At 61.4% G+C, this 20,715-nt stretch carries 20 protein-coding genes; 9 read left to right on the top strand and 11 right to left on the bottom strand.

Annotation, left to right across the window (positions count from 1 at the left end):
- The first annotated feature begins 239 nt into the window (after positions 1-239).
- From ACODSV_RS27325 to ACODSV_RS27315, 3 genes are read left to right on the top strand one after another with little or no spacing between them, the layout of a single operon-like run.
- Positions 240-1,160, top strand: coding sequence for an arginase family protein (locus tag ACODSV_RS27325; RefSeq protein ID WP_150055642.1), 921 nt, complete (start codon positions 240-242; stop codon positions 1,158-1,160).
- On the top strand, positions 1,157-1,534 hold the full coding sequence (locus ACODSV_RS27320) for a DMT family transporter (protein ID WP_024073686.1): 378 nt from the start codon (positions 1,157-1,159) through the stop codon (positions 1,532-1,534). Before ACODSV_RS27325 ends, ACODSV_RS27320 begins: the two co-directional genes overlap by 4 nt.
- The gene (locus ACODSV_RS27315; protein WP_069075347.1) at positions 1,531-1,947 is read left to right on the top strand and encodes a DMT family transporter; all 417 of its coding nucleotides are present in this window, start codon (positions 1,531-1,533) and stop codon (positions 1,945-1,947) included. Before ACODSV_RS27320 ends, ACODSV_RS27315 begins: the two co-directional genes overlap by 4 nt.
- 50 nt (positions 1,948-1,997) lie before the next feature.
- Here the strand turns inward: ACODSV_RS27315 and ACODSV_RS27310 are convergent, their stop codons facing one another.
- The 3 genes from ACODSV_RS27310 to ACODSV_RS27300 all read right to left on the bottom strand — a co-directional run bounded on the left by ACODSV_RS27310 (position 1,998) and on the right by ACODSV_RS27300 (position 3,961).
- Complete coding sequence (locus ACODSV_RS27310) at positions 1,998-2,864, bottom strand: fatty acid desaturase family protein (protein WP_024073688.1); 867 nt, start codon at positions 2,862-2,864, stop codon at positions 1,998-2,000.
- Between the two features lie 76 nt (positions 2,865-2,940).
- Positions 2,941-3,711, bottom strand: coding sequence for a MipA/OmpV family protein (locus tag ACODSV_RS27305; RefSeq protein WP_150055641.1), 771 nt, complete (start codon positions 3,709-3,711; stop codon positions 2,941-2,943).
- A 124-nt stretch (positions 3,712-3,835) separates the two neighbouring features.
- Positions 3,836-3,961 carry a hypothetical protein gene (locus ACODSV_RS27300; protein ID WP_263398875.1) on the bottom strand — a complete coding sequence of 42 codons (126 nt, stop codon included), beginning with the start codon at positions 3,959-3,961 and terminating at the stop codon, positions 3,836-3,838.
- Between ACODSV_RS27300 and ACODSV_RS27295 the strand changes: the two genes are divergently transcribed.
- From ACODSV_RS27295 to ACODSV_RS27270, 6 genes are all read left to right on the top strand, one after another.
- Positions 3,953-4,666, top strand: coding sequence for an MtnX-like HAD-IB family phosphatase (locus tag ACODSV_RS27295; protein ID WP_024073691.1), 714 nt, complete (start codon positions 3,953-3,955; stop codon positions 4,664-4,666). The two genes, ACODSV_RS27300 and ACODSV_RS27295, sit on opposite strands and share 9 nt — an antisense overlap.
- Positions 4,659-6,053 carry an aspartate aminotransferase family protein gene (locus ACODSV_RS27290; RefSeq protein ID WP_024073692.1) on the top strand — a complete coding sequence of 465 codons (1,395 nt, stop codon included), beginning with the start codon at positions 4,659-4,661 and terminating at the stop codon, positions 6,051-6,053. The genes ACODSV_RS27295 and ACODSV_RS27290 overlap by 8 nt, the downstream gene beginning before the upstream one ends.
- Positions 6,050-6,925, top strand: a complete 876-nt coding sequence (locus ACODSV_RS27285) for an alpha/beta hydrolase (protein WP_150055639.1) — start codon at positions 6,050-6,052, stop codon at positions 6,923-6,925. Before ACODSV_RS27290 ends, ACODSV_RS27285 begins: the two co-directional genes overlap by 4 nt.
- Positions 6,926-7,240: 315 nt before the next feature.
- Positions 7,241-8,365, top strand: coding sequence for a GNAT family N-acetyltransferase (locus ACODSV_RS27280; protein ID WP_024073694.1), 1,125 nt, complete (start codon positions 7,241-7,243; stop codon positions 8,363-8,365).
- Positions 8,365-10,143, top strand: coding sequence for a sensor histidine kinase (locus ACODSV_RS27275; protein WP_069075349.1), 1,779 nt, complete (start codon positions 8,365-8,367; stop codon positions 10,141-10,143). The genes ACODSV_RS27280 and ACODSV_RS27275 overlap by 1 nt, the downstream gene beginning before the upstream one ends.
- Positions 10,133-11,530: a sigma-54-dependent transcriptional regulator gene (locus ACODSV_RS27270; RefSeq protein ID WP_024073696.1), complete on the top strand. Its 1,398-nt coding sequence runs from the start codon at positions 10,133-10,135 to the stop codon at positions 11,528-11,530. The genes ACODSV_RS27275 and ACODSV_RS27270 overlap by 11 nt, the downstream gene beginning before the upstream one ends.
- Positions 11,531-11,591: 61 nt before the next feature.
- On the opposite strand, the gene ACODSV_RS27265 is transcribed toward ACODSV_RS27270, so the two are convergent.
- From ACODSV_RS27265 to glpD, 8 genes are all read right to left on the bottom strand, one after another.
- Positions 11,592-11,930, bottom strand: coding sequence for a GlpM family protein (locus ACODSV_RS27265; protein ID WP_024073697.1), 339 nt, complete (start codon positions 11,928-11,930; stop codon positions 11,592-11,594).
- Entirely contained in the window at positions 11,930-13,270 is a 1,341-nt protein-coding gene (gene aauR / locus ACODSV_RS27260) for a two-component response regulator AauR (protein ID WP_024073698.1), read from the bottom strand. The genes ACODSV_RS27265 and aauR overlap by 1 nt, the downstream gene beginning before the upstream one ends.
- Positions 13,267-15,168 carry a two-component sensor histidine kinase AauS gene (aauS, locus tag ACODSV_RS27255; protein WP_041160851.1) on the bottom strand — a complete coding sequence of 634 codons (1,902 nt, stop codon included), beginning with the start codon at positions 15,166-15,168 and terminating at the stop codon, positions 13,267-13,269. Before aauS ends, aauR begins: the two co-directional genes overlap by 4 nt.
- A 269-nt stretch (positions 15,169-15,437) precedes the next feature.
- The gene (locus tag ACODSV_RS27250) at positions 15,438-16,172 is read right to left on the bottom strand and encodes an amino acid ABC transporter ATP-binding protein (RefSeq protein WP_024073700.1); all 735 of its coding nucleotides are present in this window, start codon (positions 16,170-16,172) and stop codon (positions 15,438-15,440) included.
- The gene (locus tag ACODSV_RS27245) at positions 16,169-16,840 is read right to left on the bottom strand and encodes an amino acid ABC transporter permease (RefSeq protein WP_024073701.1); all 672 of its coding nucleotides are present in this window, start codon (positions 16,838-16,840) and stop codon (positions 16,169-16,171) included. The genes ACODSV_RS27250 and ACODSV_RS27245 overlap by 4 nt, the downstream gene beginning before the upstream one ends.
- Entirely contained in the window at positions 16,840-17,586 is a 747-nt protein-coding gene (locus ACODSV_RS27240; RefSeq protein WP_024073702.1) for an amino acid ABC transporter permease, read from the bottom strand. The genes ACODSV_RS27245 and ACODSV_RS27240 overlap by 1 nt, the downstream gene beginning before the upstream one ends.
- 194 nt (positions 17,587-17,780) lie before the next feature.
- Positions 17,781-18,707 (bottom strand): glutamate/aspartate ABC transporter substrate-binding protein, encoded by a 927-nt coding sequence (locus ACODSV_RS27235; protein WP_024073703.1) that lies wholly within the window; start codon positions 18,705-18,707, stop codon positions 17,781-17,783.
- Positions 18,708-19,021: 314 nt separating this feature from the next.
- On the bottom strand, positions 19,022-20,560 hold the full coding sequence (gene glpD / locus ACODSV_RS27230; RefSeq protein ID WP_150053928.1) for a glycerol-3-phosphate dehydrogenase: 1,539 nt from the start codon (positions 20,558-20,560) through the stop codon (positions 19,022-19,024).
- Positions 20,561-20,715 lie beyond the last annotated feature (155 nt).

Raw genomic sequence — 20,715 nt, 5'->3', positions numbered from 1 at the left:
AAAAAAGCGGTCGGCCCGAAGGCCGCCACGGGACCAAGCTCCCTCGCCACAGACCGCTGGAAAAAGTTGTGTAGATACTTATGCCCCGATGAGGCCGCCATCGGGGCACCCCCTCCCACATCAATTCTGCGCAGGCTTCAAGCCTTCGCTCGTTCACCCGCTGGCCCGCCCCTTGCATTGACCCCCTAAAGCCCAGCCGGTATCCGGTTGGGCGCTGCCATTAGGGGTGAAACACTACCTTGAATATTCTTGACCTCGACCACAGCCTCACCGGTCAGGCGCCGATTGCCCAACGTTTGGCCAGTGGCCGCGCCAACCGTATCGACTTGCTGGACCTGGGCCCTAAATTACGCCTGTGGTCCACCGAAAAAACCTGGAAGCGCTTCGCCGAACGCCTGGCCCACCGGCCGCGGCCCACCAATGCACGGCCGGAAATTCTATTTGTCGGCTCCGGCGATTATCACCACCTCACGCCGGCATTCCTCGCGGATTTGAAAGAACCTGTCAGCCTGATCCACTTCGACAACCACCCCGACTGGGTGCGCCTGGCACCCAAGCGGCACTGTGGTTCGTGGGTCAACCGTGCGCTGAAAATGCCGGCGATCCAACGTATCGTGACTCTCGGCCCGTGCAGCGACGACCTGCATAACCCGCAACTGCGCGGTGGCAACCTTGGCGCCCTCAAGCGCGGGAAATTGCAGCTGTTTCCGTGGCAGCACCCGCCATCGAAGGTCTGGGGCCGGGTGGGCGATGGTGCTGGCCACCAGCAGCAGGAAAACTACCTGCACTGGCGCAACCTGGCGGAGCTCGACTGGGCGGCCTTTCTGGACCAGATGATCACCAGTCTGCCCACCGAGGCGATCTGGATCACCATCGACAAAGATGTGCTGGCCAGTGAAGACGCAGCCACCAACTGGGACCAGGGCGGCATGCGCCTGACCCACCTGCTCCAGGCGCTGCGGGCCCTGGCGGCGCGCAAGCGGATCATCGGTATCGACGTGTGCGGCGAGTTCGCCACGCCAGCGTTCAGTAACGCGTTCAAGCGTTGGGAGGCCAAGTCCGACCAGCCGCCGCCGGAGCGTTGGAGCACAGAGGATTTGCAGCGCAACGCCACCACCAATGAAGCCCTGATCAACCTGTTTGAGGAGCTGTTCCCGTGACCCTGACTGTGGTGTTGCTGGTGGCCTTTTCCATCGTGCTCGATGTGATCGGCCAACTGTGTTTCAAGATTGGCCTGGACCGCCTGCCAGCGCTGGAGGGTGAGTTTCGCCTGAATGCCTTCTGGGGCCAGGTGTTCAATGCGCCGTTGCTGTGGGCCGGGATCGGCGCCTATGCCATCGAGTTCTTCGTCTGGCTGGAAGCCTTGTCCCGTGCGCCGTTGAGCCTGTTGTTCCCGGCGGCGGCGCTGGCTTATTGCGGGGTGGTGCTGGCAGGCAAGCTGGTGCTCAAGGAAACCGTCAGCCGGCGCCGTTGGCTGGGAACCCTGGTGATTACCCTGGGGGTGATGTTGGTGGCGATTGGGAGTCAGGCATGAATACGCAGGATGTTGTGGTAGCGCGCCCAAGTGGCTGGTTGCACGGGCGCCTCGGCACCGTGGTGCTGTGGGCCTTGCTGATTTGTACCGAAAGCGCCGGGCAGTTGTTTACCAAGGTGGCTGGCAACCAACTGGGCCAGATGGATTTCAACTGGCAGTGGTTGTCCGAGGTGGCGCGCAACCCAGGGATTCTGGCGGCGATCGCCAGTTACATCGGGGCGTTTTTCGTGTGGATGCTGATTCTGCGGCGCAGCAGCCTGTCCCTGGCGTTCCCCCTGAGTTCGTTGGTGTTTGTGGTGGTGCTGCTCGGTTCGTGGCTGGGGCTGGGGGAACACATCAGCCTGCTGCATTGGGTGGGGGTTGCGGTGATTATCGGCGGGATCGCCCTGCTGGCCGAGGGCGAAGAAAACTGAAATCGCCCTTCCCGTAGCAGCTGGGTCACACAGTTGCTACGGGAGGGAGGTCAGGGTTTGCGGTGTGCAACCAAAAAGCCCAGGCCGTGTGACACTGGAATCGACTTGACCCCCGCCGCACGCTGTTGCTCGGCAATTTCCCGGTGAAACGCCTTCATCTTGGTCCAGTGCATCTTGGGCCGGTAGTGGTGTTCGGCGTGGTAGCCGTTGTTCATCCAGATCAGGTTGTACAACCGGCTATAGGAACTCACGCCCCAAGCGATCGGCAGGTCCGGGTTGCCGCCGAAGTGCTCATAGTAGCCATTGAGCGATGACAGGCACTGGCCGAGGTACCAGAACGGCAATAACCACAACACCGCCTGCCAGTTGTAGAACGCCAGGGCGATGTAGAACGCCACTGTCACGCCGATTTCGACCTTGACCCAACGCGCATCCGCCGGGCGCTTGCGCTTCATTTCGTCGTAGAACGGCTTGGGGTCGTCACGGAAGAAACTGAGGAAGGTATAGGCCCAGGGATTCTCCGGCTGCCCATCCTTGCCGCGCTGGTAGATCGACAGGGGGTCGATGGTGTGCCCATCCGGCCCCGGCAGATCGGCGTTACCGCGATGATGGCGGTTGTGGATATCGCGGTAGAGCGTCTGGGAAAAGCCGATGGTCACCGACAGCAACAGGTCGAAGGCGCGGTTCATCGCGCGATGGCTGAAGTAGGCGTTGTGGATCTGGTTGTGCGAGATGCTGTTGATGCTCCACGACAGGCTCACCGCGTAGAGCAGCGCCAGGGGCAACAAGGCCCACCCGCTCAGGCTATGAAAGGCGGTCACCAGCCAGATGACAAAAACGAAATGGGCCAGGCCCATCGTGATGGGGACCAGGTCCCAGAGCGAGTGGTGCAGCAGGCGGTAAGCGGGGCGAGCCATGAATAGCGTCCTGAAGAAATGAATTCCGGGGCGTCATTGCAAGGCTCAGACCAGTTTGTAAGAAGGTGTGTGCTTATTAGTCGAACTTGTAGCTGATGGCTGTCTGTACCTGGCCCTGGTTCACGTCCCCGGTCGCCTTGACGATAGTGCTATTGGCCGCCGAGCCCACCAGGTGCACCCAGCTGGCGCTGGTCAGCAGCGACCAGTGGGACGCCAGGGGGAATTCAAAACTCTGGGTCAGCGTCATGTTCTGGAAGCCCGCGCTGGCGTTGTAGGCGCGAATGCCGGAGGCCGCGGATTCGTTGGCGTCCACGCCGAAATAGGTCTGGGTCTGGCGGGCGTCGGCAAAGTGCGCCATCAGGCCGGTGCTGCCAATAATCCCGCCGCCCAGTGGGTAGCCCAACTCACCGCCGAGCTTACCCAGCACGCCACTTTGATCATGCCCGCCGCCAACGGCCTGGCCCACCTGGGCGTACACACGCCAGAAATCGACCGGGGCGTATTGAACAAATCCACCGATTTCAGCCATGTCCGAGACATTGCGCAGGCCGCGCAGTGAGCCATTGGCCGTACGCCCCTGCAGGTAATTGACGTAGGGGCCGGCGGTAAAACCGTTGGTATTGAGGGCGCTCCAGGTCAGGCCGTCGTCGGTGCCCAGGCTGACGCTGCCCCAGTCGAGGTCCACGTAGGGGATGGGCCGCGTTTCGTAGCGACTGCCGGTCGGGTCATGGGGTTGATAAGCGATACCTGCGCCGACTTCGCCGGTGATGCCTTCTGCCAGGGCTGCGCTGGAAAAGCCCCAGAGTCCCAATAAACCGGCGAATACAGCAGAAGTAACCTTGAACATGGAGCGTTTCCTTATCTGGACATGCGCGCATGAACGCGCGAAGGGGATGCCTGGCGCAAGCACTCATCTTGTTTGTAGCAAGCTACAAAAATTGTAGCTCCTGCGACACATATCGCCCGAATTATCAGGCAAACCCCCAGCCCTGCTGGGCCAGGGCCAGTTGGCACAGTCCCTGCTCTACCCCTTCAGCAAGCGCACACAGCGCGCTCTTCTTCAAGCCCTCCAACTCAAGGACAGGCAGATGATCCACTGGCATATCGTGTGTGACTTCGACGGGACCATTACCCCCACCGATGTCATCGACAACGTCCTCCAACGCTTCGCGGGTCCCGAATGGGAAACCATCGAGCAGGAATGGTTGGATGGGCATATCGGTTCACGCGAATGCCTGAGCCGCCAACTGGCGCTGATCAAGGCCACCCCCAGCGAACTGCTGGCGTATTTCGACAGCGTCGAGATCGACCCGGACTTCCCGGATTTCGTTGATCACGTCATCGGTCTCGGGGCCTCCGTCGAAGTGGTCAGCGACGGCATCGAGCAGGGTATCGCGCGGATTCTGTCGCGCAACTACGTGACCCTGCTGCCGATCCTCGCCAACCGCCTGCGCCAGGTCGACCAGGACAGCTGGCGCATCGACTTCCCGTATTCCAGCGATGCGTGCCGCGCCGCGTCGGGCAACTGCAAGTGTAAGTCCACGCCGCGCAACAAGCGCGTGCTGGTGATCGGCGATGGCAAGTCCGACATGTGCGTCGCGTCCACCGCCGATTTCGTCTTCGCCAAAGGCAGCCTCGCCCAGTACTGCGAAGCCAACAACATTCCCCACGCGCGCTTCGACACCTTCGCCGAAGTGACCGCATTGCTGGCCAGGCTGCCCCAGGGCATTGCCGCCAACGCCACCACCTTTGCTGCGACTGACCTCTCTATTGAAAATCAGGAACTCTTCCACCATGTCTGATATCCGTATCGCTACCGCCGAAGACCAGGTGCTTCTGGATAAAGAAGCCAAGTACTGCTCGTACGGCGACACTGTCCACTACATCGAGCCGCCGCGCATTTTCAGCCGCTGCGAAGGCTCCTACGTGTGGGACACCGAAGACCAGGCCTACCTCGACCTGCAAATGTGGTACTCGGCCGTCAACTTCGGCTATGCCAACCCGCGCCTGAACAATGCGCTGAAACAGCAGATCGACACCCTGCCGCAAATCGCCAGCCAGTACCTGCACAAAGGCAAGATCGAGCTGTCGGAAATGATCGCGGTCGATGCCAAGAAGAAATTCGGCCTCGACGGTCGCGTCCACTTCAACGTCGGCGGTTCGCAGTCGATCGAAGACTCCCTGAAGGTCGTACGTAACGCCACCAACGGCAAGAGCCTGATGTTCGCCTTCGAAGGCGGCTACCACGGGCGCACCCTCGGTGCTTCGTCGATCACTTCCAGCTACCGCTACCGTCGTCGCTACGGCCACTTCGGCGAGCGTGCGCAGTTCATCCCGTTCCCGTACCACTTCCGCGGCCCTAAAGGCATGACCAAGGAAGAATACGGCAGCCACTGCGTGCAGCAATTCGCCCGCCTGTTTGAGACCGAATACAACGGCGTGTGGGACCCGAAAGTCGGCCAGAGTGAATACGCCGCGTTCTACGTCGAGCCGATCCAGGGCACCGGCGGTTATGTGATCCCGCCGATGAACTTCTACAGCGAGCTGAAGAAGGTTCTCGACCAGCACGGCATCCTGATGGTGTCCGATGAAATCCAGATGGGCTTCTATCGCACCGGCAAGCTGTGGTCGATCGAGCACTTCGACGTCAAGCCAGACATCATCGTGTTCGGCAAGGCGCTGACCAACGGCCTCAACCCGCTGGGCGGTATCTGGGCCCGTGAAGAGTTGATCAACCCGAAGGTCTTCCCGCCAGGTTCGACCCACTCCACCTTCGCCTCCAACCCATTGGGCACGGCGGTGGGCCTGGAAATGTTCAAGATGACCAACGAAGTCGACTACGGCGCGATGGTCATGGCCAAGGGCAAATACTTCCTGGAAGGCCTGCAGGACTTGCAGAAACGTTTCCCGATCATCGGCGACGTCGACGGCCTGGGCCTGGCCCTGCGCTGCGAAATCTGCGGCCCGGATGGCTTCACGCCAGACAAGGCGACCCTGGACTACATGGTCGAGGAAGGCATGAAAGGCGACATGGTGGTAGACGGCCGCAAGCTGGGCCTGATCCTCGATGTGGGCGGCTACTACAAGAACGTGATCACCCTGGCACCGTCCCTGGAAATCAGCTACCCGGAAATCGAGCTGGGCCTGAAGCTGCTCGAGCAACTGCTGGTGCGGGCGACCAAACGGTGAAACCGGCAGAGATCGACCTCGGTGAAGGTGATGCCGGCTTCGTTCTCGGTGAAGGTCCGGTCGGGATCCTGTTGATCCACGGCCTGACCGGCACTCCGACGGAACTGCGCCAGGTCGCCAAGGGCCTGGCCAAGGTGGGCAATTGCACGGTGTACGTGCCCACCCTGGCCGGGCACTGCGGTGACAACAGCGACCTGCAGGCTACCGGCTGGCTGGACTGGTACGAAGGTGTGCGCAAGACCTTCGCCCAGGTCAAGCAGCGCCATGAACAGGTGTTTGTCGGTGGCTTGTCCATGGGGGCGGTGATGTCGATGTACGTCGCCGCCGAACACCCAGGGCAAGTCGCTGGGTTGCTGATGTATTCCACGACGTTGAAGTACGACGGCTGGAGCATCAACAAGCTGGCGTTCCTCACGCCGTTGCTGATGAAGATTCCGTTCGGCGTGCATATCTGCCGCTTCGAAGAGAAGCCGCCGTATGGCATCAAGAACGAGCGCCTGCGGGCGATTGTCGAGCGGCAGATGAAGGAAGGGGAGAGCAGCGAAGCCGGTTTGTTGACCATGGAAGGCATCACGGTGCGCGAGTTGCACCGTATGAACGCCGTGGTCAAGAAGCGCATGCCCGAGGTCAAGGTGCCGGCGCTGGTGTTGCATTCCATCGAGGACGACATCACCAGCCGCTGGAACGCTGACTACGTGGAACGCCACCTCGGCGGGCCGGTGACCAAGATCCTGCTGGACAACTGCTACCACATGATCACCGTCGACCTGCAATACCGCCGCGTGATCGAGTTGAGTACGGAGTTTGTCGAGCGACACTCCGCACTCTCCAGCGAGCTGGCGGGTTGTGGTGAGCTGGCTGCTTGTGGCTAACGGGGTTGTTGTGGCTAGCCGGTTTGTTGTGGTTAGCCGGTTCGTTGTGGCGAGCGAGCTTGTTGTGGCGAGCGGGCTTGCCCCGCGTCGGGCTGCAAAGCAGCCCCCTCACAAGCAATGCAGGTTTCCAGTTAGGGGCGAGGTGCCTGGGTTTGGGGTGGCTTCGCCACCCAACGCGGGGCAAGCCCGCTCGCCACAACAAACCGGCTAACCACAACAAGCTCGCTCACCACAACAGGCCCGCTCGCCACAACAAGCCTGATCACCATAGCCACAACGCGTCCGCTTGGCACAGGCCATAACAAGGGAAATGATGTGATCACCACCCAAGCTTTCCCGACCGTCCGGGCAATCCCGCGCAGTGCCTGGAACGACTGCTTTCCCGGTGCGCTGGAGGACTGGGACTATTACGTCGCGGTGGAACACGCGGCCATCGCCGATTTTCAATGGCGTTACCTGGCGGTTTTTGAAAACGGCACGCTGGTGGCTGTGGCCGCCGCGTTCATCACCCATTATCGGCTCGACACCACGGTGTCGGGCGCCGGCAAGCGCTTGACCGAGCGCCTGGAGCGACTGTGGCCGGGTGTTTTGCAATTGGGCCTGTATGCCATTGGCTCGCCGGTGGCCGAGCGTTGCGACGCCGGGTTTGCCAGTGACGTGCCGCAGGGGCGACGCCCGCTGTTGCTCCAGCATTTGCTCCAGGCCGCCCGCCAGGATGCCGATGCGTTCGGTATCGGCCTGGTGGCGGTCAAGGATGCGCCGGCCAATGATCCGCACTGGGCCGACAGCTGCCGGGCGGCTGGTTTCCAGAGCATGCCGAGCCTGCCCACCGGGGTATTGCCGCTGCCCTATGGCTCGGTGGACGCCTACCTGGGGTCGCTGGGCAAGTCCACGCGCAAGGACCTGCGCCGCAAACTGCGCGCACCGGGCCCACGTGTCGAGTGGCGACGCAATATCGACGACGTGCTGCCCGAGGTCATGCGCCTGTACGAGGCCACGCTGACCCGCGCCGACCTGCAGTTCGAGCGCCTGCCCGCCGGCTACTTCACCGGCGTGCTCGAACGCCTTGGAGAGCGTGCGGTCTGTGTACTTTACTGGGTGGACGCGCAGTTGGTGGCGTTCAACCTGATCCTGGTAGACCAGCATCGGTTGGTCGATAAGTTCTTCGGGCACGACGTCGAGTACACCCGTGACTACAACCTGTACTTCCGCAGCTGGCTGACCAATGTCGATTACTGTATCCAGCACAATATTGCAGTGTATGAGTGCGGCCAGGCCGGGTATGCCAGTAAGCTGCGCCTGGGGTGCGAGTTCGAAGGCAACAGCCTGTTCTTCCGCCACCGCAATCGGCTGGTGAACACCCTGCTCAAAGTAGTGAAGATTTTTATCCGACCGGATCGTTCCGACCCTGCCATGGCTGCTGCGATAAGCGAAACCTGATGATCACCAAGACCCGCCAGAAAGCCCGTCCCTTTGCCATTTCGCGCTGGAGCGTCCAGCGCAAGCTGGTGCTGGCGTTCTGGTTGGTCAGCGTCATCCCGACCATGATCGCGGCTGAGCTGGCCGCTACCACGTTGTCGCAGATTTTCGACAGCAACGTGCGCATCTGGCTGCAGGAGTCGACCAAGATCGTCAAGGACGAGATCGGTGACATCCTGCATGACAACGCGCGCATGGCTAAATTGTTCCTGCGCTACACCAGCCCGCCCTCCAGCCGGCAGGCAGCCAAGCACGACCGGCTGACCGCCGATATCGCCCAGGCGACGGATATCGACGTGGTGGCGCTGATTCGCACCAGCGACCACAAGCTGGTGTTCAGCACCGCCTCCGACGACATCGTCAAGCAGATCAGCCTGACCAGCAACGCGGTGTTGCAGACCGTGCAAGTGGCGGGGGTGAGTACCGGTATCGTGGTCTCGACCTTCGAGACCACCCGGGACGATGTCGACTATGTGTTGCTGGTGGCGACCTACCTGGACAGCAGCTTCCTGACCAGCGTGGCCGACGTGCATTCCCTCGACCTGCGTTTGTACCTGGCCAATCCGGGCGGCTTTACGGAAATCTTCTCGACCCAGCGCTTTCAGGATCACCCCTCGCGCATTCCGAAGAGTGTCGAGGCCGCATTGCGCAGCACCCGCCAGCCCAGCGAGCAGTTCACCAATAACTACAGCGGGTTGTACTGGCCGATATTCAATGACAATGGCGAGCTGCAAGGGGTGATCTTCAGTGGCCTGCTGCGGCATACCAGCCTGGTGGGGCTGGTGAACCAGAGCAATCTGTTTGTGCTGATTTTCCTGCTCAGTTCGGCGTTGTCCCTGGCGGCGGGGGTGCTGGTGTCGCGGCGCCTGACCCAGCCGTTGCGTGACCTGTCCCAGGGCGTAAGCGCAGTGATTTCGGGCAACTACACACACCGGGTGGTGGTCAGCGGTGGCGATGAGCTGGCGCAATTGAGCAGCACCTTCAACCATATGACCGAGCGCCTGGGCGAGCTGCATCACCTCGAGGCCCAGCTGCGTCGGCGTGACCGCCTGCATGCCCTGGGCGAGGTCGCCATGGGCCTGGCCCATGAAATCCGCAACCCGCTGGGCATCATCAAGACCGCCACCCAGTTGCTGCATCGTCGCTCCGACCTGCCGGAAAGCGACAGGCGCCATTTGGAATACGTGATCAGCGAGGTCAGCCGGATCAACGACCTGATCACCGAATTCCTCGACTTCGCCAAACCCAATCCGCCCTTGCGCGTGTTGCAGGCGGCGCGCCCATTGGTCGAAGAAATCCTCGGCTTCTGCGGCCCGGAGCTGGCGACCCACAACATCCAGGCGCAGATCGACGACCAGGCCCCCGGCGCGACGATCTATGCCGACGCCAAGCAGCTCAAGCAGGCGTGCCTGAACCTGATCCTCAACGCCATCGATGCAATGCCCGAAGGCGGGCGCCTGACCCTGGGCATTCGCACGGTCAACGACAACACCGTCATCAGCATCGCCGACACCGGGCAGGGCATTGCGGCGGATATGATCGAGCGCATCTTCACGCCATTCGTCACCACCAAGGCATCCGGCACCGGCCTGGGCCTGGCTAAAGTCTATTCGATCATGGAAAGTCATGACGGCAGCATCGAATGTGTCAGTGAGAACGATGCGGGCGCCACCTTCAGCCTGTACATTCCGGCTCATGGTGAAGACGACGCTGATGATGAGGAAAGTCATGACGCATAACGTATTGGTGGTCGACGACGAGCCCAAGCTCTGTGACTTGCTGTCCTCCGCCCTGGGCCAGAACGGCATCCAGGTGTTCACCGCGGGCAACGGCCTGCATGCGCTCAAAGTGCTGGAGCAGGAAGACATCGACCTGGTGATCAGTGACTGGCGCATGCCGGGCATGGACGGGCCGGCGCTGCTGGCCGAAATCAAGGTGCGATTTCCCCAGGTACCGGTGATCGTGATGACCGCCTACAGCACGGTAAAAAATGCCGTGCAGTCGATGCGCAACGGCGCCTACGACTACATCGCCAAGCCGTTCGATATCGACGAGCTGGACATCACCGTGGCCAAGGCCCTGCAATTTCGCGACATCATGCGCGACAACGCGCGCATGCGTGCCGAGCTGGATGAACACGCGCAGTTCGACAGCCTGGTGGGCGATAGCCCGGCGTTTCGCAAGGTACTGCACGCCGTGGATTCGGTGCGTGACAGTACCGCAACCATCCTGCTGACCGGCGAAAGCGGCACCGGCAAGGAGATGGTCGCCCGCGCCATCCACAAGCACGGCAGCCGTGCAGACAAGCCTTTCGTGGCGGTCAATTGCGCGGCGATCCCCGAAGGGCTGCTGGAAAGCGAAATGTTCGGTCATCGCAAGGGCGCGTTTACCGGCGCCGTGTCTGATCGGGTAGGGCGCTTTATGCAGGCCGACAAGGGCACGCTGTTTCTCGACGAAGTGGGCGATATGCCCCTGGCGTTGCAAGCCAAGATCCTGCGTGCCTTGCAGGAGCGGGTGATCGAACCGGTGGGCGACCCCCGCGAGCGCAAGGTGGACGTGCGTGTGATCGCGGCCACCAACAAGAACCTGCTGGAGGCGGTGGCCAACAAAGAGTTTCGCGAAGACCTGTATTACCGTCTCAATGTGTTTCCGATCCCGCTGCCGGCCCTGCGTGAACGTGTAGAAGATATCGCTCCCCTGGCCCGGCATTTCGCCCAGACCCTCAGCGCCACCGCCGGCAAACGCATCACCGGCTTCAGCGCCGAAGCATTGCAGGCCATGGCGGCGTATCACTGGCCGGGCAATATCCGTGAGCTGCAGAACTGCGTTGAGCGGGCGACTATCGTGGCCGCAAAGCCGGTGATCGAGGATATCGACCTGCCGGGTTACCTGTTTGCGTCCAAGCCAAGCGAGGGCGGTGTGACGGCGATCCTCAGCGACGGGCCGGGCATTCCCCAGGACCTGGATGCGGCGCTGGCCGAGGTCGAGAAAGCCTACATTCTTGCGGCGTTGCACGAGTGCCATGGCGTGCAGGCTGCGGCGGCGGCGAAGATCGGGATTTCCGAGCGCAGCTTCTGGTATCGGTTGAAGAAACTCGGGATCCAGATCGACAAGATAGTCCGCTGACACAACCGGGATAAAACTGTGGGAGGGAGCAAACCCCCTCCCACATTTGGATTGAGTGGTGTCAGGCGTGGACGCGTACCCACACGCTCACTAACACCGTCGCGGCCATCAGCCACGCTACCGCTGCTACGGCTAAAGAGGCCTCCAGCCGCATCCGATCCACCATCACGTACAACGTCGCCAGGTACACAAAATACGGAATGATCGACCACATCCCAAACAGGATCGTGGTCTTCAAATCGTCCACCGAGCGGCCCTTGCCGACGATGTAATGGGCGATCAGCGCGAAGGTCGGAAACAGCGGCACCAGCCCGGCGATGTAGTAGTTTCTGGTCTTGGCCAGCGCCGCCAGGATCAGCACCACTGCCGCGCCCAGTGCGGCCTTCAATACAAGATCCATCAGTGGCTCAACCCGTATTTCTTGACTTTGTCGAACAGCGTGGTCTTGGCCATCCCCAGTTCCTGGCTGGCCTGGGTCAGGTTGCCGCCGCTGCGTTGCAGGGCGTCGTTGAGCAGGTTGCGCTCGAAGGCTTCCACGGCCTCGGTAAAGGCCAGGCCCTGGCCGCCGCTGCTGGCGCCGCTTTTCTTGAAGGCGGGCAGGCCGAGGGCGAAGCGTTCGGCGACGTTGCGCAGTTCGCGCACGTTACCGGGCCAGTCGTGGCTCATCAGGCTGGACAGGGTCTGGTTGTCGAGGTCCGGCACGCTGCGGTCAAAGCGCAGTGATGACTGCTGCAGGAAGTGCTCGAACAGTTGCAGGATGTCTTCGCGGCGTTCGCGCAGGGGCGGCAGTTCCAGGGTGACCACGTTGAGGCGGTAGTACAGGTCGCTGCGGAACTGGTTGGCGCGGCTCAGTTCATCGAGGTTGGACTTGGTGGCGGCGATCACCCGGCAATCCACGGCCACGCTCTGGTTCGAACCCAGGCGTTCCAGGGTGCGCTCCTGCAACACGCGCAGCAACTTGATCTGCAGGTTGATCGGCATGCTTTCCACTTCATCGAGAAACAGCGTGCCTTGGTGGGCGTGTTCGATCTTGCCGATGCGACGTTTGCCGGCGCCGGTAAAGGCGTTGGCTTCGTGGCCGAAGATTTCGCTTTCGAACAGGTTTTCCGGCAGGCCGCCACAGTTCAGCGCAACGAACGGGTGATCGTGGCGCCGGCTGAAATCATGCAGGCAGCGCGCGACCAGTTCCTTGCCGGTGCCGGTCTCGCCTTCGATCAGCACGTTGGCCGAGGTGTCGGCGACGTTGGCGATCAATTCGCGCAGGTTCTGCATGGCCGGCGAACGGCCGATGATGCGGCCTTCAAGGGAATCGCGCTCGGCCAACTGGCGGCGCAGCGACCAGACTTCCCGCGCCAGCCCGCGTTGTTCCAGGGCGCGGCGGGCCACATCGACCAGGCGCTCGGGGGAGAAGGGCTTTTCCATGAAGTCGTAGGCGCCGTTGCGCATGGCGCCGACGGCCATGGAGATATCGCCATGCCCGGTGATCAGCACCACCGGCAGGCTTTTATCCAGGGCCTTGAGGCGGGTCAGCAGTTCCAGGCCGTCGATGCCCGGCAGGCGAATATCGCTGATGACGATGCCGGCAAAGTTTTCGTCGACGTGCTTCAACGCCTCTTCGGCACTGGCCACACCGACGCTGGGGATGTCCTCCAGCGCGAAGGCTTGCTGGCAGCCGAGCAGCACATGGGGGTCGTCTTCGACGATCAGGACGGTCAGGTCAGTGTTTTTTTCTACGTTCATGTCGACTCAGTTTTTTGAGCGCCCGCCAAAGGCAGGCAGAGGACAAAGGCCGTACCACCACTGGCTGGGTGTTCCACGGCGAGGTTGCCACCCGTGGCCGCCGCGAGGCTGGCGGACAGGGTCAGGCCCAGGCCGAGGCCTTGCTCGCCGGGTTTGGTGGTGAAGAACGGTTCGAACAGATGCTTGCGTGCCTCGGGGTCGATGCCGTGGCCGTTGTCGCGCACAAGCAGGCGATATTTACCGTCGGCGCTGCTGCCTTCGAGCCACAGTTCGGGGGCCGGTTGTGCCTGCATCGCATCGAGGGCATTGCCGATCAGGTTGACCAGGATCTGTTCCAGGCGCGTCTGGTCGATCTGCAAAAGGGCAGGGGAGAAGTCGCGGTGCAGGGTCAGCGGCAGGCTGTCCAGGCGTGCGCCGAGCACCTGGAACGCGGCGTCCACGGCCTTGCCCAGGTTGGCTTCGCCCTGGTCATCGCCCCGCCGGGCAAAGGAGCGCAGGCTGGCGGTGATGCGGCCCATGCGGTCGATCAGTTCGTTGATGGTCTTGAGGTTGGCGCTGGCGGTATCCAGCGCCCCGCGTTCGAGGAAGCGCACCGTGTTGCCGGACAACGTGCGCAGCGCGGCCAGGGGTTGGTTCAGTTCGTGGGCGATGCTGGTGGACATCTGGCCGATGGCGGCGAGCTTGCCGGCCTGCACCAGTTCATCCTGGGCGCGGCGCAGGGTCTCTTCGGCCTGGCGCCGTTCGCGAATCTGGCCCTTGAGCCGCTCGTTGCTGGCGCGCAGGTCGGCGGTACGTTCGGCAATCCGACGTTCCAACTGGCTGTTGGCTTCCTGCAATGCCTCCCGAGCGGCGAGGCGGGTGGCGATGACTTTGCGCCGCTCGTTCCAGGCAATCAACAGGAATGCCACCAGGCCAAAGGCGACGGCCACCAGGATGCCCTGGTTGATTGCGGCGCGGCGCAGGTCGTTGAGCGGGGTGAGCAGGGTGAAATTCCAGGGTGTGTCGCTCAGCGGTCGAGTCTGGGCGAGGTAGCTGACCTCCCGCTCGTCCGCCACCACTTCGCTGTTGGCCGGGAAGGTCAGTTTTTCGGTGCCTTCGTTGAGGCGCTCGCGGGCCAGGGGTTCCAGTTCGTTGAGCGTGGCCCAGTAATATTGCAGGCTGTGGGCCAGGCGTTCCTTGGTCTCGTCACTCAGCGGTCGCACGGCCTTGAGGCGGCGGGCCGGGTCGCTGGAGAGGATGATGATGCCGTTCTCATCGCTGACAAATGCTTCGAGGCGTGCGCGCTGCCAGCGTTCTTCCAAGGCTTCGAGGCGCACCTTGACCACGGCGACGCCGATGATCTTGCCGTGCTCTTCCAGGCCGTGGGCCAGGTAGTAGCCGGGTTCGCCGTTGGTGCTGCCGATGCCGTAGAAACGCCCTGGCTGGCCGCGTACCGCGTTCTGGAAATAGGCCCGGAAGGACAGGTCTTCACCCTGGTAGCTGTCGGCGTCGCGCCAGTTGCTGGTGGCCAGCACCCTGCCGGTGGTGTCCATCACGTAGATGGCCCGGCTGCGGCTGCGTCGGTTCAGGCCTTCGAGGTAGTCGTTGACGGTTTTGCGGGTTTCCTGGTTTGGGTCGGCCAGCAGCTTGGAGACACTGGATTCCAGTTCCAGGAGGCTGGGCAGGTAGGTGTATTTGCTCAGTTCACTTTCGACCGTGCGGGCGTGCAACTCCAGTTGGCGCTCGCCGGTATCGCTGAGGGTGCGGATACCGTAGTACTCACTGATCCAGAAGCCGATGTAACCCAGGCCGACCATCAGGGCGATGATCAACGGCGGCAGGAATAGTTGGCGAATCAGGCGGGGCTTCACGGCAAGTGATGGCGGCGCGGCGCGATAGAGGTTGGGGTCGCATTTCATCACAGATGCCTTGGGTCAACCAGTTATGGTGACGATGTTTGTCCTGCTGCGAGCGGACTGATTGCGGCGAGCGGGCTTGTGGTGGGTGGGCTTGTGGTGGCGAGCGGGCTTGCCCCGCGTTGGGCCGCGAAGCGGCCCCAAACCAGCTACTGAGGATTGCCTGGCACACCGCATTCCTCAGTACTGGGGCCGCTCCGCGGCCCAACGCGGGGCAAGCCCGCTCGCCACCACAAGCCCACCCGCCCTCGCAGAAGGTAGCGCTGCTGTTTTTAGTGCTGCAGGATTTTCTCAAGGAAGTGCTGCGCACGCTCGGAGCGGGCGCTGATGTCGCCGAAGAATTCTTCTTTCGGGCAGTCTTCGATGATCTTGCCGGCGTCCATGAAGATCACGCGGTCGGCCACTTTGCGGGCGAAGCCCATTTCGTGGGTCACACACATCATGGTCATGCCTTCCTGGGCCAGTTGCACCATCACGTCCAGCACTTCGTTGACCATTTCCGGGTCGAGGGCGGAGGTCGGTTCGTCGAACAGCATGACGATCGGGTCCATGGCCAGGGCGCGGGCAATCGCCACACGTTGCTGCTGGCCACCGGAAAGCTGGCCAGGGTGCTTGTGGGCGTGGGCCGACAGGCCAACACGATCAAGCAGTTGCAGGCCTTTCTTGGTGGCTTCTTCCTTGCTGCGGCCGAGCACCTTGATCTGCGCAATGGTCAGGTTTTCGGTGATGGTCAGGTGCGGGAACAGCTCGAAGTGCTGGAACACCATGCCCACGCGCGAACGCAACTTCGGCAGGTCGGTCTTCGGATCGGCGATGGACGTGCCGTCGACGATCACATCGCCCTTCTGGAACGGTTCCAGCGCGTTGACGCATTTGATCAGGGTGGATTTGCCCGAACCGGACGGCCCGCACACCACGATCACTTCGCCTTTCTTGACCTCGGTGCTGCAATCGGTCAGCACCTGGAAGTCGCCATACCACTTGTTGACATTCTTGATAGAGATCATACGGCAAACCTTTTTTGCAGACGCTTGACCAGCAGCGAGGCGGAAAAGCTGATGATGAAGTAGACGACACCGGCGAAGATCAGGAACTCATTGGAGCGGCCAATGATGTCGCCGTTGGAGCGGGCGGAGTTGAGGAAGTCCACCAGGCCCACGGTGTAGACCAGCGAGGTGTCCTGGAACAGGATGATGCTCTGTTGCAGCAGCAACGGGGTCATCTTGCGGAACGCCTGGGGCAGGATGATCAGGCGCATGGTCTGGCCGTAGGTCATGCCCATCGCTTGTGCAGCGGCCATCTGGCCCTTGGGGATCGATTGCACGCCGGCCCGTACGATCTCGCAGAAGTACGCCGCCTCGAACATCATGAACGCCACGACGCAGGAGGTGAATGCCCCGATTGGCGTGTCCTGGCCGGTGATCCAGCGCAGTACGAACGGTACCGCCAGGTAGAACCAGGTGATCACCAGCAGCAGCGGGATCGAACGGAAGTAGTTCACATAGGCGCCGGCCACGCGGGACAACAGCTTGTTGGACGACAGGCGCATCAGGGCCAGGACGGTGCCGATGATGATGCCGCCGACCACGCCCATGACCATCAGCTTCAAGGTCATGACCATGCCGTTCCACAGGCCCGGGATGGCGGGGATGATGCCGCTGAAATCGAATTCCATTATTTACCCCCCACGGAGATCAGGCCGGGCACTGCGACTTTCTTCTCGACCACGCGCATCAGCAGCATCAGGCTCATGTTCAGGGTGAAGTAGATCAGCGTGGCCAGGGTGAAGGCCTCGAACAGGTTGGCCGAGAACTCGGCGGTCTGCTTGGTTTGCGCCAGCAGTTCCATCAGGCCGATCAAGGACGCCACGGAGGAGTTCTTGAACACGTTGAGGAATTCCGAGGTAAGCGGCGGAATGATGATCCGGTAGGCCTGGGGCAGCAGCACGTTCCAGTAGATCTGCGGCAGCTTGAAGCCCATGGCGCGTGCGGCCGCTTCTTGGCCACGTGGCAGCGCCTGGATGCCGGTGCGCACCTGTTCACACACACGGGCGGCGGTGAACAGGCCCAGGCACACGACAACGCTCAGGTAGGCCGAGGTGGTCGGGTTGAGGTCCTGCTTGTACCAGTCCTGCAGGTTCTGCGGCAGCAGGTCGGGTATCAGGAAGTACCAGATGAACAGCTGCACCAGCAGCGGTACGTTACGAAACAGTTCCACGTAGCAGGTCGCAATGCCCGATACGAGACGGTTTGGCACGGTGCGCATGACGCCCAGAATGGACCCCAGCAGCAAGGCGATAATCCATGCCACGACAGCGATGGCGATGGTCCAGCCCAGGCCGGCGATGTACCAGTCGAGATAAGTCTCGCTGCCCACGCCGGTGGACTTGAAGAACACGCCCCAGTCCCAGTTGTAATTCATTAGGGTCTCCCCTCGAGATCGATCGATGTACAAGCACCCGCTTGGGGAAGATCCTTTCCCGCCTGACGACGAACGTCAGGCACACGCGATCGGCTCGAAAACCGCCAGGTCGAGTGTTCCAAAATACAGCCAGCAGGTAGTAACAGACGCCTGAGGGAGCGTTGGCTCCCTCAGGAGATAAGGTTAGTCAGTATTTAGATCTTTACTTCCGGCGCCGGCTTGTCGGTCGGGTTCTTGATCAGTTCCTTGACCTTTTCGCTCATCGGGAAGTTAAGGTTCAGACCTTTTGGTGGGATCGGGCTTTCGAACCACTTGGCGTAGATCTTGTTGATTTCGCCGGACTTGTACAGGCCGACGATGGCGTCATCCACGGCTTTCTTGAAGGCTGGGTCGTCTTTGCGAACCATGCAGGCATAGGCTTCAAAGGACTGCGGTGTACCGGTAATGACCCAGTCATCCGGCTTCTTGGCCTTGGCCTCTTCACCGGCCAGCAGGGCGTCGTCCATCATGAACGCTACGGCACGGCCGCTTTCCAGCATCTGGAAGGACTCGCCGTGGTCTTTGGCGGAGATGACGTTCATGCCCATCTGCTTGTCGGCGTTCATCGCCTTGATGATGCGCTCGGACGTGGTGCCGGCGGTGGTCACGACGTTCTTGCCTTTCAGGTCGGCAAAGTCGGCGTAGCTAGGCTTGCCTTCCTTGTCTTTCTTGACCAGCAGGCGAGTGCCGATTTCGAAGATGTTGGTGGTGAAGGCGACTTGCTGGGCGCGTTCGGCGTTGTTGGTGGTGGAACCGCACTCGATGTCCACGGTGCCGTTCTGCACCAGCGGGATACGGGTCTGCGAGGTGACCAGGTTGTACTTGGTCTGCAGGTCGGGTTTGTTCAGGTCTTTTTTCAGGGCTTCGACGATGGCCAGCTGGATGTCGTGGGAGTAGCCCACTGGCTTGCCTGAAGCATCCGCAATGTAGGAAAACGGAATGGAGCTGTCGCGGTGCCCGAGGGTGATGGTGCCGGAGTCGTTGATTTTCTTCAGTGTGCCGGTGAGTTCGGCGGCGAAAACTGGAGTGCTGATCAGAGCAGCAGCGATAGCTGCGCCCAAAATATGGGGAACGATGCGCATCAATACTTCCTCGACATTTGTTTTTTTTATGAAGCCGGCTAGACGGCTCTCTTGTACGGCGAATGCCCGTGACGGCTCCTGAGGCGTCCAAGGCAATCGTGAGAGAGTGTAGAGCATGAGTCGTGCCAGACCGGGAGGAAAAGGTTAACTGGTTGATTTATATCGAGATTAACTTTGCGTGACGGCAAATTTGCAACGGTTCGATCCGGCAAACCGAATCGGATGATGGATTGCGTTCGGAAAACCGAATGTGGAGGCCGGCATGAAAAAGCCCCTGGGCCACAGGGCGCAGGGGCTTTTGTACGACGGGTCCGTCAGGCTGCCTGGATGCGGCTACGGTTCTGTTCAACCTTGGACAGGTAACGTTGCACGTTGTCCTGTTCTTCCGGGGTGGTGAACAGGCCGAGCTTGGTGCGGCGCCACAGGATGTCCTGGGGTTGGGTCGCCCACTCTTCGGCACACAGGTAGTCGACTTCGCGGGTGTACAGGCCGCCACCCAGGTGGTCACCCAGGTCGGCCAGGGTGTGCACGCCTTCCAGCAGGCGCCAGGTACGGCTGCCGTAGGTGGTGGACCAGCGGCGCGCGATCTCGCTGGGTACCCAGTCGAATTTGCCGCGAATGGCCTCGGCCAGCGCTTCTGGCGTGGTCATGTCCTCGCCACCGGGCAGGCTGGCCGTGGCAGTCCAGCTTGGGCGCATCTGGGTGAAGTACGGTGCCAATTGCGCCATCGCCGATTCGGCGAGCTTGCGATAGGTGGTCAGCTTGCCGCCGAATACCGACAGGATCGGTGCTTCGCCCGTGCCGCCGGAGAGGGACAGGGTGTAGTCGCGGGTGATGGCCGAGGGGTTGTCCGACTCGTCATTGCACAGCGGACGCACCCCGGAATAGGTGTGGACGATGTCGTCGCGGCTCAGCTGTTTCTTGAAGTGGGCGTTGACGACTTTGAGCATGTAGTCGGTTTCGCCTTCGGTAATCGCCACTTTTGCCGGGTCGCCGGTGTACTCGCGGTCGGTGGTGCCGATGATGGTCAGGTGGTTCAGGTAGGGAATGGTGAAGACGATACGCTGGTCTTCGTTCTGCAGGATGTGCGCGTGGGCGCCTTCATACAGTTTCGGCACGATCAGGTGGCTGCCCTGGATCAGGCGGATACCGTAGGGCGAGTCGAGCTTCAGGTCTTCCTTGATGAACTTGGCGACCCATGGGCCGGCTGCATTCACCAGCGCCTTGGCGCGGATCGAGAACAGGCTGCCATCGGCGCGTTCCATGTTCATTTCCCACAGGCCCTTGCTGCGGTGGGCGCTGACGCAACGGGTCTGGGTGTGGATATGCGCGCCTTTTTCACGGGCGGCCATGGCATTGAGTACGACCAGGCGGGCGTCATCGACCCAGCAGTCGGAGTATTCGAAGCCTTTGGTGATTTCGCTTTTCAGCGGGCTGTCAGGGCCGAACTTGAGGCTTTTCGAACCGGCGAGCTTTTCCCGCTTGCCCAAGTGGTCATACAGGAACAGGCCGGCACGGATCATCCACGCCGGACGCAGGTGCGGGCGGTGTGGCAGCACAAAGCGCATCTGTTTGACGATGTGCGGTGCCTTGCCCAGCAGCACTTCACGTTCGGCCAGGGCTTCGCGCACCAGGCGGAATTCGTAATGTTCGAGGTAGCGCAGGCCGCCATGGATGAGCTTGCTGCTGGCGGAAGAGGTGTGGCTGGCCAGGTCGTCCTTTTCGCAAAGGAACACCGACAGACCGCGCCCGGCTGCGTCTGCTGCAATGCCGACGCCATTGATCCCGCCACCGATAACAGCAACGTCATAGACTTCGGCAAGCGGTGGAGCAGGCAAGGTAGAAGGGTTCATCGGCTGGCCTCGCGATCTTTTTCGTATTGGAATTCGAACATTAATGTTCATTTGCGAAAATGGTAGCTGATAAACGCGCCCACAGCCACCCGACTTCGATTGAAAAAACTCATCGAAGGGGCGAGAAAAGAAAATTTGTGAACATGAAACCGAGG

The organism is Pseudomonas sp. FG86 (genome assembly GCF_057808775.1).
The sequence above is the reverse complement of the archived record's forward strand: the minus strand, read 5'-3'. Positions and strand labels throughout refer to the sequence as shown.